Origin of the sequence: Veillonella intestinalis, from assembly GCF_943193155.1 — a bacterium.
In the GTDB taxonomy this organism is placed as follows: domain Bacteria; phylum Bacillota; class Negativicutes; order Veillonellales; family Veillonellaceae; genus Veillonella_A; species Veillonella_A intestinalis.
In genome coordinates this window covers 21,301-39,360 of record NZ_CALPDB010000006.1, presented here as the reverse complement: position 1 = coordinate 39,360, position 18,060 = coordinate 21,301, and the positions used below count along the sequence as shown (strand labels likewise).

The 18,060-nt window shown below is 38.4% G+C and carries 17 protein-coding genes; 14 read left to right on the top strand and 3 right to left on the bottom strand.

The genetic code is table 11. The features are described from left to right. Nucleotides 1-60 precede the first annotated feature (60 nt). From NFR44_RS07925 to NFR44_RS07870, 12 genes are all read left to right on the top strand, one after another. On the top strand, nucleotides 61-771 hold the full coding sequence (locus NFR44_RS07925) for a metal ABC transporter ATP-binding protein (RefSeq protein WP_251443390.1): 711 nt from the start codon (nucleotides 61-63) through the stop codon (nucleotides 769-771). A 1-nt stretch (nucleotide 772) separates the two neighbouring features. Then, on the top strand, nucleotides 773-1,570 hold the full coding sequence (locus tag NFR44_RS07920) for a metal ABC transporter permease (protein WP_251443387.1): 798 nt from the start codon (nucleotides 773-775) through the stop codon (nucleotides 1,568-1,570). Nucleotides 1,571-1,632: 62 nt separating this feature from the next. Continuing rightward, entirely contained in the window at nucleotides 1,633-4,242 is a 2,610-nt protein-coding gene (alaS, locus tag NFR44_RS07915; RefSeq protein WP_251443384.1) for an alanine--tRNA ligase, read from the top strand. Between the two features lie 96 nt (nucleotides 4,243-4,338). Further along, on the top strand, nucleotides 4,339-4,596 hold the full coding sequence (locus NFR44_RS07910; protein WP_115310002.1) for an IreB family regulatory phosphoprotein: 258 nt from the start codon (nucleotides 4,339-4,341) through the stop codon (nucleotides 4,594-4,596). A 1-nt stretch (nucleotide 4,597) separates the two neighbouring features. Then, a complete protein-coding gene (gene ruvX / locus NFR44_RS07905; protein WP_251443381.1) occupies nucleotides 4,598-5,017 on the top strand; it encodes a Holliday junction resolvase RuvX in 420 nt (139 codons plus the stop codon). Between the two features lie 88 nt (nucleotides 5,018-5,105). Further along, the gene (locus tag NFR44_RS07900; RefSeq protein WP_251443379.1) at nucleotides 5,106-5,399 is read left to right on the top strand and encodes a DUF1292 domain-containing protein; all 294 of its coding nucleotides are present in this window, start codon (nucleotides 5,106-5,108) and stop codon (nucleotides 5,397-5,399) included. A gap of 109 nt (nucleotides 5,400-5,508) precedes the next feature. Then, complete coding sequence (gene mltG / locus NFR44_RS07895) at nucleotides 5,509-6,516, top strand: endolytic transglycosylase MltG (RefSeq protein ID WP_251443376.1); 1,008 nt, start codon at nucleotides 5,509-5,511, stop codon at nucleotides 6,514-6,516. Then, a complete protein-coding gene (locus NFR44_RS07890; protein WP_251443373.1) occupies nucleotides 6,506-7,108 on the top strand; it encodes an O-methyltransferase in 603 nt (200 codons plus the stop codon). The genes mltG and NFR44_RS07890 overlap by 11 nt, the downstream gene beginning before the upstream one ends. Before the next feature lie 3 nt (nucleotides 7,109-7,111). Then, the gene (locus NFR44_RS07885; RefSeq protein WP_251443370.1) at nucleotides 7,112-8,347 is read left to right on the top strand and encodes a peptidase U32 family protein; all 1,236 of its coding nucleotides are present in this window, start codon (nucleotides 7,112-7,114) and stop codon (nucleotides 8,345-8,347) included. 38 nt (nucleotides 8,348-8,385) lie between these two features. Then, on the top strand, nucleotides 8,386-8,613 hold the full coding sequence (locus tag NFR44_RS07880; protein WP_251443367.1) for a DUF4911 domain-containing protein: 228 nt from the start codon (nucleotides 8,386-8,388) through the stop codon (nucleotides 8,611-8,613). A 606-nt stretch (nucleotides 8,614-9,219) separates the two neighbouring features. After that, nucleotides 9,220-11,130 (top strand): threonine--tRNA ligase, encoded by a 1,911-nt coding sequence (gene thrS / locus NFR44_RS07875; RefSeq protein ID WP_251443364.1) that lies wholly within the window; start codon nucleotides 9,220-9,222, stop codon nucleotides 11,128-11,130. Between the two features lie 251 nt (nucleotides 11,131-11,381). After that, a complete protein-coding gene (locus tag NFR44_RS07870; protein WP_251443361.1) occupies nucleotides 11,382-12,767 on the top strand; it encodes an amino acid permease in 1,386 nt (461 codons plus the stop codon). A 47-nt stretch (nucleotides 12,768-12,814) separates the two neighbouring features. Here NFR44_RS07870 and NFR44_RS07865 read toward each other — a convergent pair whose 3' ends face one another. The 3 genes from NFR44_RS07865 to NFR44_RS07855 all read right to left on the bottom strand — a co-directional run bounded on the left by NFR44_RS07865 (nucleotide 12,815) and on the right by NFR44_RS07855 (nucleotide 14,991). Beyond that, entirely contained in the window at nucleotides 12,815-13,090 is a 276-nt protein-coding gene (locus NFR44_RS07865) for a glutaredoxin (protein WP_251443359.1), read from the bottom strand. A gap of 156 nt (nucleotides 13,091-13,246) precedes the next feature. Next, the gene (locus NFR44_RS07860) at nucleotides 13,247-14,137 is read right to left on the bottom strand and encodes a LysR family transcriptional regulator (RefSeq protein WP_251443356.1); all 891 of its coding nucleotides are present in this window, start codon (nucleotides 14,135-14,137) and stop codon (nucleotides 13,247-13,249) included. Nucleotides 14,138-14,358: 221 nt separating this feature from the next. Further along, a complete protein-coding gene (locus tag NFR44_RS07855; protein WP_251443354.1) occupies nucleotides 14,359-14,991 on the bottom strand; it encodes a YigZ family protein in 633 nt (210 codons plus the stop codon). A gap of 353 nt (nucleotides 14,992-15,344) precedes the next feature. Between NFR44_RS07855 and NFR44_RS07850 the strand changes: the two genes are divergently transcribed. Both NFR44_RS07850 and NFR44_RS07845 read left to right on the top strand, forming a co-directional pair. Continuing rightward, nucleotides 15,345-15,614 (top strand): metal-sensitive transcriptional regulator, encoded by a 270-nt coding sequence (locus NFR44_RS07850; protein ID WP_251443350.1) that lies wholly within the window; start codon nucleotides 15,345-15,347, stop codon nucleotides 15,612-15,614. Nucleotides 15,615-15,727: 113 nt separating this feature from the next. Continuing rightward, nucleotides 15,728-17,896, top strand: coding sequence for a heavy metal translocating P-type ATPase (locus tag NFR44_RS07845; RefSeq protein WP_251443339.1), 2,169 nt, complete (start codon nucleotides 15,728-15,730; stop codon nucleotides 17,894-17,896). Nucleotides 17,897-18,060 lie beyond the last annotated feature (164 nt).

The window sequence follows — 18,060 nt, the reverse complement described above, 5'->3', positions numbered from 1 at the left end:
GAATTTTAAAGAGGAGGCTGGAGCCTCCTCTTTTAGCCTATATGGCGCAAGGAGTATTACATGGGTGAAATTGTTTTACAAAATGTACAATTTAACTATGAACAAGAGAATACGTTGACGGATATTTCGGTAGCTGTGCCAGAAGGTCAATTTACAATTGTTGTAGGGCCTAATGGGGCTGGAAAAACTACATTTTTGCGTTTGGTAGCAGGTTTACTACAACCTGCCAGTGGTTCTATCCGCATTGATGGGCATACTGTTGGTGAAGCACAGCGGTTGGGGATACTTCATTTAGTGCCACAGATTTATAATAAAAATGCAGCCCAATTTCCTGCTACTTGTGGCGAAATTGTAGAGTTAGGCTTACGCATTCAAGGAATTAAGCGCAAAGAGCGGCAAGCCTTAGCCCATAAAGCATTAGCGCAGGTGGGAATGGCGGAATTTACCCATCGCCGTATTGGTGACTTGAGTGGTGGCCAACAACAGCGAGTAATGATTGCCCAAGCTTTGGCTAGAGGTCCTAAGTATTTATTGCTTGATGAACCTACCAGTGGCATTGATTATCAGGTCAGTGAACATATTATGTCTTTATTACGTAAACTTTGTGATGAAGGGATGACTATTTTAATGGTCACGCATGATATTATAGATGCCTGTGAAGTCGCTGATCAAGTAATTTGTATTAATCGTCATGTATGTTATGAAGGCGATAGCCAGGGCTTTTTAACAAGTCATAAGGGAACCTCCTTGGCTTGGCATGTAGGAGGTTAAGATGGATATTTTTTCTTATGAATTTATGCAACGAGCTTTTATGGCTGGTATGATTGTAGCCCTTATGTGTCCTTTAATTGGGACATTTATTGTTATTAAACGGCAATCCCTTCTTAGTGAAGGCTTGGGGCATGTGGCGTTTGCTGGTGTAACGGGGGCGTCTTTGTTACAAATATATCCGCCTTTAGGGGCAGCAGCCCTTACTGTTTTAACCGCTATAGGGATTGAACTGGTACGACGTCGTCAAAATCAGTATACCGATATGATTTTAGCCCTATTCTTCTATACTGGTTTAGCCTTAGCTGTTATTTTTGCTACCATGACTAAAATGCCAAGCACTGGTTTATTGAATTTTCTTTTTGGCAGTATTTTAACAGTTACAACTACTGATATTATAACTATCGCCATTGTGGCAGTGTTAGTGGCAATTGTTATATATGCCATATATTCACGTTTACTATTTACTGCCTTTGATGAACAAATTGCAGTTACTGCTGGCATTTCAGTAGGGCGAATTAATATGCTCTTTGCCATTTTGACAGCCTTAGTTGTTGTTATGGGGATGACTATTGTAGGGATACTTCTTATTGGGGCCCTTATGATTGTACCGGTGGCGACAGCTCATTTATGGCGTCAAGGTTTTGTAAGGACCTTATTGCTCAGTGAAATGTATTCACTAGGCAGTGTCTTCTTAGGGCTATTGGCAGCTTTTGAATTTGACTTAGCCCCTGGTGGAACTATTGTGTTAGTGGCGATTTTAGGATATGCGCTTACATTTCTCATTTTCATTAAAAAATAGACAAATATAGGGCTAAAGAAGTATAATAAGGAGTAATCGTATTTATTTAGGAGGCTGAACTCATGAAGGGTAATGAGCTGCGTCAGGCTTATTTAAAATTTTTTGAAAGTAAACAACATTTAATGTTAGATAGTTTTTCCTTAATTCCGGAAAACGATCCCTCTTTGCTACTTATTGGCGCTGGTATGGCACCATTGAAACCTTTTTTCACTGGTAAATTAGTGCCACCACGTACACGGGTAACTACTTGTCAGAAATGTATCCGCACAGGGGATATTGAGAACGTAGGTCGTACGGCACGTCATCATACCTTCTTTGAAATGTTAGGTAATTTCTCCTTTGGTGATTACTTCAAAAAAGAAGCCATTCATTGGGCTTGGGAATTTTTAACAGAAGTGATTAAACTAGACAAAAATCGCTTGTATGTTACAGTGTATCCTGATGATCAAGAAGCGTATGATGTTTGGCATAATGAAATCGGTTTGCCAGATGATCATATTAGTCGTTTAGAAGATAATTTCTGGGAAATTGGGGAAGGCCCTTGTGGACCAGATAGTGAAATTTTCTACGATCTTGGCGAATCTCGTGGCTGTGGTGAACCAGATTGTGCACCAGGTTGCGATTGTGATCGCTATCTTGAAATTTGGAACCTTGTATTCACTCAGTTCAATCGTACAGCTGAAGGTGAATATGTTCCTTTAGAAAAGAAAAATATTGATACTGGTGCTGGTTTAGAACGTTTAGCATCGGTATTGCAAAATAAAGAAAGTAATTTTGAAACGGATTTAATTTTCCCTATCATTGAAAAAGCGGCGGACATGGCTAAAGTGACCTATCATACAGATGCTAATACTGATGTATCCTTGAAGGTAATTGGTGACCATGTACGAGCTATTTCGGTGCTCATTAGTGATGGTGTATTGCCTTCTAATGAAGGTCGTGGCTATGTATTACGTCGTATTTTACGCCGTGCTGTGCGTCATGGTCGACTACTTGGTATTGAAGGTCGTTTCTTAACTGATTTAGTTGATGTAGTTATTGATATTTTAGGTTCTGGTGTACCAGGCTTAACTGAAAAACATGACTTCATCAAACGAGTTGTGGCTAATGAAGAAGACCGCTTTAATCAGACCTTAGCACAGGGCCTTGAATTATTGAGTGCATTAATTGATGATTTAAAAGCTAACAATGCTAAAGAAGTACCAGGTACTGAAGTATTTAAGTTATATGATACATATGGCTTCCCTTGGGAATTAACAGAAGAGATTGCTATGGAAGCAGGCCTTATTATCGACATGGTAGGTTTTGAAAAAGCCATGGACGAACAGCGTACGCGTGCTCGTGCCGCTCGTGAAGATGTAGATGCTAAAGTAGCAACGCCAGACATTACCTTCCTTCGTGACGAAGTTTTGACTGATGATGAAACGGCTACATCCTCTGAAATTCTTATGTTAGGGGAAGGGGCTAATCGCCTTGATAGTGCTTCTGATGGTATGGAAATTACTTTAATTGTACGCACTACGCCATTCCATGCTGAAGGGGGCGGTCAATTAGGTGATTCTGGTTTCATCGTAGGGCCAATGGGTAAAATGGAAGTTCATACAACTCGAAAATTACCAGAAGGTACAACTTACCATGTAGGTACGATTGTAGAAGGTAATTTACAAGTTGGTGATACTGTAAGTTTTGAAGTGGATACGAATCGTCGTTTAGCGATGGCGCGTAACCATACAGCTACTCATTTGTTGCATGCAGCTCTTAAACAAGTATTAGGTAGTCATGTAAACCAAGCAGGTTCTCTAGTAATGCCAGATCGTTTGCGCTTTGACTTTACACATTTCTCGCCAGTAACAGCTGAAGAATTGGCTCAAATTACTGATTTAGTAAATGGTGAAATTTTAAAAGCTAGCAATTTGACGATCCAAGAAATGTCCATGGATGAAGCTAAGCAGCTTGGCGCTATGGCTCTCTTTGGTGAAAAATATGGTGAACGTGTACGCGTAGTATCTGTCCCAGAATTTAGCGTAGAACTTTGTGGCGGTTCGCATGTTGTGAATACGGCTGTTATCGGTACATTCCGCATTCTTTCCGAAGGTGGCATTGGTTCTGGGGTACGCCGTATTGAAGCTGTAACAGGTGAAGCGGCGTTATTGTTAGCGCAACAAGAACAGGCTCAACTTCGTGAAGTGGCTACTATTTTAAAAACAAAACCAGAAGATGTTGTAGCTCGTGCTCAGCAGGTTGTGGCTGAAGCAAAACAATTAGAACATGATTTAGGAGCTGCTCGTAAAGAATTGATGTCTGGCGGTTTAGAAACTGTTTTAAGTAGCGCCTTTGAGGCTGGTCAGTTCAAAGCTGTTGTAGCTGAGGTAAAAGCGGCTGATATGGATGAACTTCGTAGCATTGCCGATATGGTACGCGACAAAGTGGCTTCTGGTATTGTTCTATTAGGTATGAAACACGAAGATAAAGTTAACTTCGTATGTATGGCCACTAAAGATGCTGTTAAAGGTGGATTCCATGCAGGTAACATCGTAAAAGCTACAGCTCAGGCTGCTGGTGGTAATGGTGGTGGTCGTCCTGACATGGCGCAAGCTGGTGGTAAAGATGCTAGTGCTTTAGGAGCGGCTTTAGAAAAAGGTAAAGAAACTATTCTATCTATGGTAAAATAGAAATGTGGTAAAATAAAAATAACCATGTCATTATTCTGTGTGTAGGCTATAGCGCTTAGGCGCTATGACCTATACCGTTGTAAAGGAGGCTTTTGCATGAGTGTATCTGACGAAACTATGATGTTTCAAAAAGTAAATGATGTTCCTTCCGCTGGTGAAGTATTACGTGATGTATATCACGCTTTGCAAGAAAAGGGATATAATCCAGTGGAACAAATTGTAGGTTTTCTTATCTCTGGCGAGCCTACTTATATTACAAGTTATAACAATGCACGTAGCATGATTCGCCGTTTGGATCGGGACGAATTGATTGAAGAACTTGTTGTAGAGTATGTAAAGGCTAAGAAACTGTAATATGAGAATAATGTCACTTGATGTGGGCAGTCGTACGATTGGTGTGGCTTGTAGTGATGCATTATATGTAACTGCTCAAGGCATTGAAACAATTCGGCGTACCTCATTAGAAAAGGATTTTCAACGATTGCAAGAATTGATTACTGAGTATGAAGTAGAAGAACTTGTAGTTGGAATGCCCAAAAATATGAATGGTACGAAAGGTGATCGAGCGATTAAGACTGAAGAATTTGTAGCTAAGCTACAGGAAGTGATTGCTATACCGGTAACGTTTTGGGATGAACGATTATCTACAGTTATGGCAGAACGCTCGCTCATTGAGGCGGATGTAAGTCGTAAAAAACGAAAAACTGTCATTGATAAAATGGCAGCTGTTGTCATATTACAAGGTTATTTAGATAGTCGTAGTCATCAACGCTAAATAGCTAATCTATAGTATTACTAGTCATAGTGATGGGCTAGCAAGTAGGCGTAGTATAACTACTTATATTAACCGTAAGGAGGTCCTCATGGTAGAACAAGGGTATGAAGGCGAAATGTCAGTTGTTGTCATTGATGATGGCGAAGGCAACGAAATGTATTATGAAGAAGATATGATCATTAATCATGAGGGTAAAGAATTTGCTGTTCTTATTTCTTTACCACCTGAAGAATGTGAACCAGGCTGTAAATGCCATGAAGAACCAGAAGTTATCATCGCTCGCATTGATGAAGAAGACGGCGAAGATGTATATGTAGCGCCTACAGATGAAGAATTTGAAAGCGTATTGGCCCTTTATGAAGCAGGTCTTGACGAAGAATAATTAGGTATTACAATTTAGGGAAAGAGGGGCCTAGCCCCTCTTTCGCCTGTTTATAAGCAGTTCTTGTGTATACTGCTTTGATTATTAACTATAAGGAGTTAGGTTGTCTATGAGCAGACGATTGAAGTGGATAGGTGCATCCTTTATAGGATTGTTGCTTATTCTTTGTATCGCCGCCGCCGTCATATATTTAAAACCCAATAGTATAGTGAGTAAGCCAGAAAATGTAGTATTTACGGTTGATAAAGATCAAACTGGTGCTGAAATTGGTGATATGTTATACGAGAAAGGGATTATTAGCTCGCCTACAACGTTTCGCTTAGCGTTACGTTTAACTGGCTCTATGGATAAACTACAGCAAGGGTATTATCAAATTCCACAAAATGTGAGTCTGCGAGATGTTATTAAGTTGTTGCAGAAAGGAAAGTTACAAGCTATTAAAGTAACGATTCCTGAAGGCTATACGATTCAACAAATTGCCGACGAATTGGAAAAAAATGGTTTAGGTTCTAAAACCGCTTTTTTAGAAGAAGCTAAAACCTATGTGCCTTACCAATATATGTATGGCCCTAGTAAAGTAGATTATCGTGTAGAAGGCTTTTTATTCCCTAATACATATGAGATTCCCGTGGATAGTAAGCCACAAGATATCTTAAAACGGATGGCAGGGGAATTAAATAAACAATTGACCCCAGCTATGCGTCAGCAGATTGCAGCGAGAAATATGACTATTTTTGAATTTATTACATTAGCTTCTTTAGTGGAAAAAGAAGCTAAGTTTGATGAAGATAGGCCGATTATTGCCGCTGTTTTTATGAAGCGCTTACAAATTGGTATGCCATTGCAGTCTTGTGCTAGTATCCAATATATTTTAGGGTATCCAAAACCTCATTTGTCCATTGAGGACACAGAGTTACCGAGCCCGTATAACACATACACTAACAAGGGCTTGCCTCCAGGGCCAATTGCAAATCCTGGCATGAAATCAATGGAGGCTGTGCTTAATGCACCAAGTACAGATTATTTATTTTTTGTAGCAGATAAGGAAGGGCGTCACCACTTTACGAAGACTTATGAAGAACATTTAGAAGTGGTGTCATCGATTTATGGAGATTAAAGAGATTTTAAATGAACAGCGCATTTATGCAGTCCTCAATAAGGTCCCAATTTTGCGCGAGTCAGAAGTACATTTATTTGAAGAACTCATTAGCTTGTATCGGCCTAATCGCGTGTTAGAAGTGGGAACGGCTATTGGTTATTCTACATTGTTATTAGCTAAACATGCAGCACCAGGGGCGGAGATTGTATCTATTGAGCTCGATGAAAAACGCCATGGCATGGCGCAGTATTATGTGAATCAATCCTCGTATAAAGAGAATATAACCCTTCATTTAGGCGATGCTAATGACGTATTAGCTAATTTGGATGGTACATTTGATTTGGTCTTTTTAGATGGGCCTAAAGGGCAATATGGGAAGCAACTGGAATTGATTTTGCCACATTTGGCACCGCAAGCTGTTGTACTAGCTGATAATGTTATTTTTAGAGGGTATGTACGTGGTGAGAAAGAAGCACCTCACCGATATAAGACAATTGTGAAACGACTGCGTGAATTTTTAGCCGTCGTGGAAGATAAAACGAAATTTAATACTACCATTTATCCTTTAGGAGATGGTATGAGTGTGAGTATTTGGAAAGGTAATAAGTAATACATGAATAAACAAATTGAAGTGTTGTCTCCAGCAGGCAATATGGATAAGTTAAAAATGGCCATTCGTTATGGTGCCGATGCGGTATATTGTGCCGGTCAATCTTTTGGTTTGCGTGCTAGTAGCTCAAACTTTAACAATGAGCAGTTAAAAGAAGCTGTTGAATTTGTACATAGTCATGGTAAAAAAATCTATGTAACATGCAATATTATCCCTCACAATGAAGATTTAGTTGGTTTAGAAGATTATTTGAAATTCCTAGAGTCTATTGGTGTGGATGCTATTATTGTGGCTGATTTAGGCATTTTCTTGTTAGCAAAACGAGTAGCCCCTAATTTGGAACGTCATGTAAGCACTCAGGCTAATACGACTAATTATTTAACGACTGAATTTTGGAAGGAACAGGGTGCTAGTCGTGTTGTAGTGGCACGCGAAGTAAGTATTGCCGATATTAAAACTATGAAGGAAGCAGCCGACATTGAGATTGAAGCTTTCGTTCATGGCGCTATGTGTATATCCTATTCTGGCCGTTGCTTATTGAGCAATTATTTTACCACTCGTGATGCTAATCGTGGGCAGTGTACACAGGCTTGTCGTTGGAAATATTCCTTAGTAGAAGAAAATCGTCCTGGTGAATACTATCCAATTGAAGAAGATCAACATGGTACCTATATTTTTAACTCCAAAGATCTTTGTTTGTTAAAATATATTCCTGATTTGGTAGAGGCTGGTGTAGATAGTTTAAAAATCGAAGGCCGTATGAAGAGTGTTCACTATGCAGCTACGGTAACAAAAGTGTATCGTGAAGCTGTGGATACTTATTTAGCTGACCCAGAGCATTATGAAGTAAAACCAGAATGGATTGAAGAATTAGAAAAAATTTCGCATCGTCCATACACCGAAGGTTTTTCAGTAGAAAAGCCTGATGAAACTGCGCAGAATTATGGTGCCTCTAGTAATACTCAAACACATGATTTTATTGGCCTTGTAGAAGGGTATAATGAAGAGGAAGGATATGCGTATTTAGAACAACGTAATAATTTTAAAGTAGGCGATGAAGTAGAATTTTGTCAGCCTCATGGCGAATTAGTGTATCATACGATTTCCAAAATGACAGATGAAGAGGGCAATGAAATTACGGTGGCACCACATGCTCAGATGAAAGTTCGTTTATACATTGATACACCATTAGAAGAATATGCTATGATGCGTCGTAAATGTAAGGTAAAAGGTCAGTAATAGTACAAGGTATAGGTTGCTATGAGGGGTGACTAATATTGGACGAATCATATGTATATTTTAAAATTTCACCAACTCATACGAATTACGTAAATCGTATTTTAGAAGGCTATGAATATTTAGGGGTTATGACCACATTACAGCGTGCTGAAGGACTTTGTATGGTTAGGAGCACATTTGATACGGCCCCTTTAGTACGTCAAGTTTTGGGAAGTTTAGATATAGAATTAACCTTCTTAGAAGTTGATCAAATTCATGATTTTTAGCTTTATTAAATTTTGTTGCCCAATTTTAGGTTTTATTATTGTTACTCTTTGGATTTAAGTTACCTGATTTTGCCTATGGTGGCTAGTCATGGATACTTGATTTTTAGAGACATAATAAGGGCTACAATTTGCTGTATTACTATATTTAGTTTTGAGGTTTGTGAAAATTTTGTAAAAAAATAATAAATTGTGCACAATGAGTATTGACACTATTGAAAATTTGGTGTACAGTGTATACATCAAATGAAACAGGTAGAGCGAAGGACATGATACCTAATCCACTGTGTGACAGAGAGAGATGGCTAGGCTGTGACCATCTTACACAAGTTAGTGTGTTACCCCCTTCAAACCGATTGGTTGAACTGTAGTATGCCAATCCGCGAGTAGGCGTTATCGACAATAAAGTGAGTTGTCTTTGCAGATGACTAACTAGGGTGGAACCACGAGACCTTCGTCCCTTGTCGGGAGGAAGGTCTTTTTTGATGCTTGTTTAGGAAAGCGCCTATTAGACAATAGATAGTGTAGCTAATTTTAAATAAGTATTGTATATGATGAATAGTTACAGCGTGTCCCGCCGGTGTAACTTAATTTTAAGGAGGAATAACCATGAGTGAAGTAAAAATTATTTTACCTGACAATAGTGAACGTTCTTATGCAGCGGGCACTACTTTAGGGGAGGCTGTTAAACAATTATCCAATAGCTTAGCTAAGAAAGTATTAGCAGCAGAGGTAGACGGTGAATTAACTGATTTACGTGAAGCAGTTAAAGATGGCTCTCATGTTAGCTTTTTAACATTTGAACAACAAGGTGGTAAAGACACTTTGCGCCATAGTGCATCTCATATTATGGCACAGGCTATTAAGCGTCTTTGGCCAGAAGCACAGCTTGCAATTGGGCCAGCGATTGAAAATGGCTTCTACTATGACATTGATATGGAACATGTGTTAGTACCAGAAGATTTAGCTAAAATTGAAGCAGAAATGCAGAAAATTGTAAAAGCTAATTTCCCGATTGAAAAAGAAGTAATTTCTCGCGAGGAAGCACTTAAATTATTCAAAGAAAAAAATGAAGCTTATAAAGTTGAATTAATTGAAGACTTACCAGCTGATGCTGAAATTTCTATGTACCGTCAAGGTGAATTCCTTGATCTTTGTGCCGGTCCTCATGTGGCTTCCACTGGTAAAGTGAAGGCTTTCAAACTTCAGAGTTTAGCAGGTGCGTACTGGCGTGGCGATGAAAAAAATAAAATGTTGCAACGTATTTATGGCACTGCTTTTGAAAAGAAAGAAGAATTGGAAGAATACTTACATTTATTAGAAGAAGCAGCTCGTCGTGATCATCGTAAATTAGGTAAAGAATTAGGTCTTTTTGTTATTAAAGAACAAGGCCCTGGATTCCCATTCTTTTTACCAAAAGGTATGGCACTTCGCAATGAATTAGAAAACTTCTGGCGCGAAGTACATCATGATTTTGATTATGAAGAAGTACGTACGCCAATTATCTTAAATCGTCAACTATGGGAACAATCTGGTCACTGGTTCCATTATCGTGAAAATATGTATACGACTATGATTGATGAAGAAGATTATGCGATTAAACCAATGAACTGCCCTGGTAGTATTTTAGTATATCAGAATGATATGCATTCCTATCGCGACTTCCCAATTCGTATGGCAGAACTTGGTCTTGTTCATCGTCATGAATTATCTGGTGCTTTACATGGTTTATTCCGTGTACGTAGCTTCACTCAAGATGATGCTCATGTATTTATGTTGCCATCCCAGATTAAAGAAGAGTTAATTAAAGTTATTGAACTCTTTGACCGTATTTACAGTCAATTTGGTTTAACTTACACTGTAGAGTTAAGTACTAAGCCAGATAATGCAATGGGTGATGATGCTATTTGGGAATCTGCTACTAATGCACTTCGTGAAGCAATTGAAGAAAAGCAAATTCCATATCAAATTAATGAAGGGGACGGCGCGTTCTACGGTCCTAAATTAGACTTCCATATTCGTGACTCCATTGGTCGTACTTGGCAGTGTGGTACTATCCAGTTGGATATGAACTTGCCTGAACGTTTCCAAATGGAATATATTGGTGAAGACGGGCAGAAACATCAACCAATCATGATTCACCGTGCTTGCTTTGGCTCGATGGAACGTTTTATTGGCATCTTGATTGAACACTATGCAGGGGCATTCCCAACTTGGTTAGCACCAGTTCAAGTTAAGATTTTACCTATTAGTGAAAAACATGTAGAATATGCTAAGAAATTGCGTGATGCTTTCAAAAAATCTTACATTCGTGTAGAATTGGATGATCGTAGCGAAAAAATTGGCTATAAGATTCGTCAAGCGCAAATGGAAAAAGTACCGTATATGTTAGTTGTAGGGGATAAAGAAGAACAAGACGGTACTGTAGCAGTTCGCAGTCGCTTAGAAGGTGAAAAAGGCGCCGTTAAATGGGAAGACTTCTTGGCTGACATTTTAAAAGAAGCAAAAGAACGTAAATAATAGCTGATAAATAGCTGACAAGTTACTAAGTAATAGAGATAAAAGGAAATTGCTTACTCTATTATGAGAAATTTATACAAACTATAACAAAAACCTAAGGTAAGAGTAATGATACTTGCCTTAGGTTTTTTGTATTATCATGTATATTGTATTTTTTGTTGTTTTTTATAGAAATAGGCCCATTAGAACTGCTATAATTAATAATTATTAATCAATTAATCCATAATTAGCCTAGAGGAGGGTGTTATTAGATGAATCAAGAACTAGAACCCGTAACGAGCTCAGCAAAGAATCAAGAACAAACCCTTGCCAGAGGGCTAAAAAATCGCCATGTGCAACTTATTGCTATTGGTGGCGCTATTGGCACCGGTCTATTTTTAGGATCTGGGCATTCAATTGCATTAACCGGGCCAGCTATTTTATTTGCCTATATTATTACTGGTGGTATTTGTTTTTTGATGATGCGCGCCTTAGGGGAGCTACTTTTATCGAATACGGATTATCATACATTTATTGAATTTGTACAAGACTATATGGGGGAAAAGGCGGCTTTTGTTACGGGCTGGACATATTGGTTTTGTTGGATTTCAGTTGCTATGGCAGATATAACAGCGGTAGGAATTTATGTAAAGTACTGGTTTCCTAGTATAGAGGCTTGGATTCCTAGTCTAGTAACTTTATTTATCTTATTGTTGATGAATTTATTAACAGTCAAATTGTTTGGTGAATTAGAGTTTTGGTTTGCTTGCATTAAAGTAGTTGCTATTATAGCTTTAATTGTACTGGGGATTTATTTTATTTTTACCGGTCAGCCAACGTCTGTAGGCGTGGCTAGTTTTAGTAATTTATGGAGTCATGGTGGTTGGTTTCCTAAAGGCTTTAGTGGTTTTATCCAATCCTTTCAGATGGTGGTATTTGCTTTTGCTGGGATTGAGTTAGTTGGCTTGACGGCGGGGGAGACAGAAAATCCTAAGAAAGTAATTCCGCAGTCCATTAATAGTATTCCCATTCGAATCATTTTGTTTTATGTTGGTGCGTTAGCCGTTATTATGAGTATTTTTCCTTGGGATTCTGTTAATCCAGATCGGAGTCCTTTTGTAGAAGTATTTTTAGCCATAGGTATTGTAGGGGCCGCTTCTATTGTAAATTTTGTAGTGCTTACTTCGGCTGCGTCAGCTTGTAATAGTGGTGTATTTAGCACAAGCCGTTTGCTGTATTCCCTAGCAAAACGAAGTCATGCTCCCGGAATTTTAGAAATATTGACGAATAAGCAAGTCCCTGCAAATGCTTTATTTTTATCTGTATTGGTTATTTGCTTAGTGGTGGCTTTACAATATGTAATTGCAGAAGGCGTATTTGTTATTATAACGAGTGTGGCTACTTTTTGTTTCTTATATATTTGGGGAATTATCACCATATGCCATATGAAATTTGTTAAAGCAAGACCTGATTTAGCAGCTAAAAGCAGTTTCAAAATGCCTTTGTTTCCTGTTTTTAATTATATAGTATTGGCATTTTTTGCGTTTGTTATCGTAACACTTGCTTTTAATCCGGCTACACGTGTTGCCTTATTTGTAACACCTGTATGGTTTATTATGTTATTATTAATCTATCAATTGAAAAAAGAAATTGTATAAAATTGTGTAAATAAAAAAGGCCCTTAAGGGCCTTTTTGTACTTTTAATTATAATGCTTTATCAAAAACAGCTTTAATTAATTGTTTTGTTTCTTCGTAGCTTTCACCTGGTTTAGCTTCATATTGTTTATCTAAGTCAAACCAAAGGTTTGGATAGTAATCATATGGATGTGTTTTAAATAATTCATGCGCATCCTGATCTTCTACCCAATTAATTTTAATATCACCATAAGCTGGATTTTCAGCTTTTAATTCTTCAATTGCTTTAAATGCATTTTGGCAATAAGGACAACCGTTTAAGTGGAAACCTAAAATTTCTTTCATAGTTATTCATCCTTTACGTATTATTAACACAAAAATAATGAAAGGGTAGTGGTTACAAGTACCACTACCCATAGTATACCATATAATTGCATAACATTCAATTTTTTAGATATAATTTGTATAATTTACAAAAGCCTATCGTTTAGTTGTGAACGGCTACATGATTCCTTGGTAAAACTCTAAAAACTGCTTGGCTACTAAGGATGGTGTATGACCTTTTATAGTAATAAAACTTTTGTGAAAGCCAGTAGCTAACTCGGGTAAACGAATACGGGTCATTTTACGGCCATGAACTTTCTCTTGTGAGTCCATGGGAATAATGGCGACCGTACGACCTAATTGTGCCCATTCAATGGCAGAGCTTTTGGTTGTTGTAACAGAGATGACATTTAAGTTATTGAATAGGCGACTGGCGCTTTGCATGAGCATTCGCACTGATCCACCAGATAAACTAAGGGGACAACGAGCAATTTCATCCCAAGTGAGGTTGTCTTTTTCTAGGGTACTCCAAAAAATATCATTACGAAATACTGCGTAGAGAGATTCTGGTTGGGTAAAGAGAATGTCAAAGCGACTAGTATCAACCATTTGGGAGTTGCACAAGCCAATTTCTGCTTGACCGTTTAAAAGTGACTCAGTAACATCACTCATTAAGCCTTCGTAAATTTCATAATGAACGGACGGATATTTATGAGAAAAATCTTGTAAATATTGTTGTATTAAACCTGTTGAGCGAGACGCAGAAGAACTGATTCGCAAAGTCCCTTCAACGGCCGAGTTTAAACGCTTTACATCGGCATAGGTAGATTCTTCAATGGCGCATAATTGCTGTGCTTTTTCATAGAAGATGCGACCAGCTTCAGTGAGACGAAAATTAGCCCCTCGCTGACCACGTTTTATATGCAAGAGGGGCGTGCCAAACTCGGCCTCTAAATATTTGAGTTGTTTGCTCAAAGCAGGTTGCGTGATGTGTAAAATATTCGCTGCTTGAGTCATATTACCGGTTTGTACTAAGATGATGAAATTGTAATAATATGATGTGTCCATGAGAATCCTCCCTGCCTATACAAGTAAGATTGTCATGACAATGTAGTGTGGGCGTACTACTTTAAATATATTTTTACATTATTATACCCTTATTGTACTATGTGTAACATCATTTGTCAGCCCCTAAAGGCATAAATGTTTAACAGGTAGTAAGGGAATGCTATGAGTTGGCTGGTGGGCAGAGTCTTAAAGTAAGTAGCCAATGGTCTATGGTAGATGGTTTAGTCTGTATAAGGCAGAGCTACTAATTTTTCTTCTAGTAAAGTCCAATTATGTTGCCCGCTAGTTATACTGGCTAAGGCTGTTTCTAATGGTGCTAAGCGTTCTGGTTCTACATAAATGATGACCGTAACTGTATCAGTAAAATTAGTTTCATAATAATACGTTTCATCTTGTAAATAACGTTCTACAGTGCCAAATAGGCCATAGTCAATGGTAATGGATATAAGCTGACGTGGTGCATGCAATGTTTTAGGGGCACTGTGAATGACTTCAGCAGCACTATGAGAATAGGCTCTAATGAGACCACCCGCACCTAGTTTAATGCCGCCAAAGTAGCGGGTTACTACAATGAGTGTATTGGTAAGACCGGTTTTTTTTAAGACTTCAAGCATAGGTTTACCTGCTGTACCTGAAGGTTCACCGTTATCTGATGAGCGTTGCTGCTCTTGTCTTGGGCCTAGGGCATAAGCAGTACAATTATGGGTAGCATCCCAGAATTCTTTGGTAATGCGGGCGATAGCAGCTTGTGCGTCTGTTTCTGTTGCACAAGGTATGGCAGTAGCAATAAAGCGTGATTTTTCTACAATATATTCTATGCGATGCTCTTGGCTAACTGTAATATATGACTCCATGTATACCCCCTGTTAAAATATATAAAAAGAAACTTATATGGATTGTAAGTAAGTTCTGATGCACTAACCTTAAAGTATTGCTATATAGCTAATTATCTGAGTATTAGCTATATAGACTTGTTATATTTTATGATACGGAATTTTGAAGAATTAGACAATACCCCTATGTTGACGTTCTTATTGAGAAGGTTTACTATTATAGTAGTTGTTGAAATACTCCCTGGGGGTATATTGAGGCGATGTATGTATTCTTATATTTAATTGTTTTATAGTTGAATGCATTGCTTACTGGCATAATCTGTTAGTAATTGTTTAATTATATATTTTTTATTTTTAATAAGTGAGGCCTTGATATGTTAAATGATATGGAGATAGATAAGTTAAGTCGTCGTTTACGGCGGATTAAAGGTCAAGTGGAAGGGATTGAAAAGATGATTGATGATCATCGGTACTGTGTAGAAGTTTTACAACAAATAGGTGCCGTACGAGCCGCTTTATATCAAGTAGGATTAATAATGCTAGAAAGTCATTCCCGCTCTTGTGTCGTTGATGCTATTAAAAAGGGCAATGAAGATGATGCTATTACAGAATTAATGGGCGTATATAAATCCTTGCATAAATAATGTATGAAAGATAGGCCTATGATATACATCATATACAGAAAGATAGTGGTGTGCGAGATTATCGTATAGGCAGTTATAGATGTAAAGAAAGAATTAGAAGGATGTGATTGGTTTTGAGTAGTCGAAGTAATGAATTTGATATTACAGGCATGCATTGTGCGGCCTGTGTTGCTCGTGTGGAAAAAGTAGTGAGTCGTTTAGATGGTGTAGCGGATGTGAAGGTCAATTTATTGACACGCAAAGGAAGTGTAACCTATACGGAGGATAGTTCTGTAACCCCTGATGATGTAGTTAAAGCCATTACTGATATTGGGTTCGGTGCGTCTTTGGCGGCTGCTGGGGCTCATACCTTAGAAAAAGTTAATTATAAACCTCAATTATATCGTATGATTATAGCGGCCTTTATGGCCGTGCCGATGATGGCTAGTATGGTAGGTCATCACCTGTTTGGTTGGCCTATGTTGCCCCACTGGGTAGAGCTAATTTTAGCTACTATTGCTCAATTTGGCCCTGGTTTAGTTTTCTATCAAGGAGCTTGGGGGGCTATTAAAGGCGGCTCTTTGACTATGGATGTATTAGTCGCTCTGGGCACAACAGTGGCATATGTATTTAGTATATACAATATGTATATTGGCAGTCATGACATGTATTTTGAAACGTCTGCTTGGCTTATAACCTTTATCTTATTAGGAAAAGTATTAGAAGAGGTGGCTAAGGGGCGTACGTCAGAAGCCCTTGAAAAGTTGATGAATTTGCAGCCTAGTATAGCACATGTACAGCGAGATAATCAGTGGATAGATATTCCTACAGCTGAGGTTCAAGTGGGTGATGTGCTACAAGTGCGAGCTGGTGAAAAAATTCCGGTAGATGGTGTTGTACTAGAAGGGCAATCTGCAGTTAATGAAGCCATGTTGACCGGTGAAAGTTTACCTGTTGAGAAAAGTACAGGGAGCAATGTTATTGGTGCAACAGTGAATGAAACGGGCGTTTTCACAATGAGAGCTGAAAAAATTGGTTCAGATACTATGTTGTCGCAAATTATTAAAGTTGTAGAAGCGGCACAGACTTCTAAGGCGTCCATTCAGCGCGTAGCAGATGTTGTAGCTGCTTATTTCGTTCCTACCGTTATTGGTTTAGCTATTTTAACCGCCTTAGTATGGTATTTTGGTTTTAATGCTACTTGGGGTGTAGCACTTATGCATGGCACAGCTGTATTGGTTATTGCCTGTCCTTGTGCATTAGGTTTAGCAACACCAACCTCGATTATGGTAGGGTCAGGCTTAGGGGCTGAGCATGGTATTTTAATTAAAAGTGCTGAATTTTTAGAACGAGCAGGTAAATTAAATGCTATCGTATTAGATAAAACGGGGACTTTGACTAAAGGGACTTTAATGGTTAGCAAAACTATGCATTTTACTGGAACGGAAAAAGAGAACATTGGTATCATGACTGCTGTAGAAAATTGCACAACTCATCCAATTGCAAAAGCAATGGCTACTTTTGGCGCTAATGAGTTAGGTGGTGGTGTTTTACCTACGGTAGCTAGTTTTAAAGAAGTACCAGGTCATGGTCTTGAAGCAGTTGTAAATGGACAACAGGTTCAGTTAGGGCACAGTCGTTGGATGAAACAGTTAGGCTATATGGTTGATCATATAGACGAGGCTGTATTGCAAGAGGAAGAACGAGGTGCTTCGGTATCTTTATTGGCCGTAGATGGCACTATTAGAGCTTTGTGGGCCGTAGAAGATGAACTTCGACCAGAAGTTCCAGCAGTTATTAAAACATTGCAAGAACGTGGTATTGAAGTATGGATGCTAACTGGTGATAATCGTCGTACCGCTCAATATATGGCGGAACGGGCTGGTATTTCTCATGTTATGGCGGAAGTATTGCCTCAAGATAAAGCTGGTAAAATTGACGAACTTCGCAAAGCGGGCTATGTAGTAGGCATGGTTGGTGATGGAATTAATGATGCTCCCGCTTTGACATTAGCTGATATAGGTTTTGCCATTGGTAATGGCACGGATATTGCGGTAGAAGCGGCTGATATTGTCTTAGTGCGCAATGATTTGCATACGTTAGTACAAGCAGTAACCTTAAGTCGTAAAACAATGGGCAATATTCGTCAAAATTTATTCTGGGCTCTTATTTTTAACTGTATTGGGATTCCATTGGCTGCTGTAGGACTTTTAACTCCCATTGTAGCTGGTACTGCCATGGCCTTTAGTTCAGTGGCAGTGGTAAGTAATTCCTTGCGCTTAAAACGAGCTAGTTTAAATTAAGTAATTATTTATAAATAATTACTTAGAAACTGATGATTTTAGTAATCAAGTAGTGTCAGTTTTTACACGTTTTGTTATCATTAAAACCATTGGTTATATTATTCTAGTTTTGTTATTGCTAAAAGTAATAACTGATATAAATAACTGAAATTTCACAAAATAAA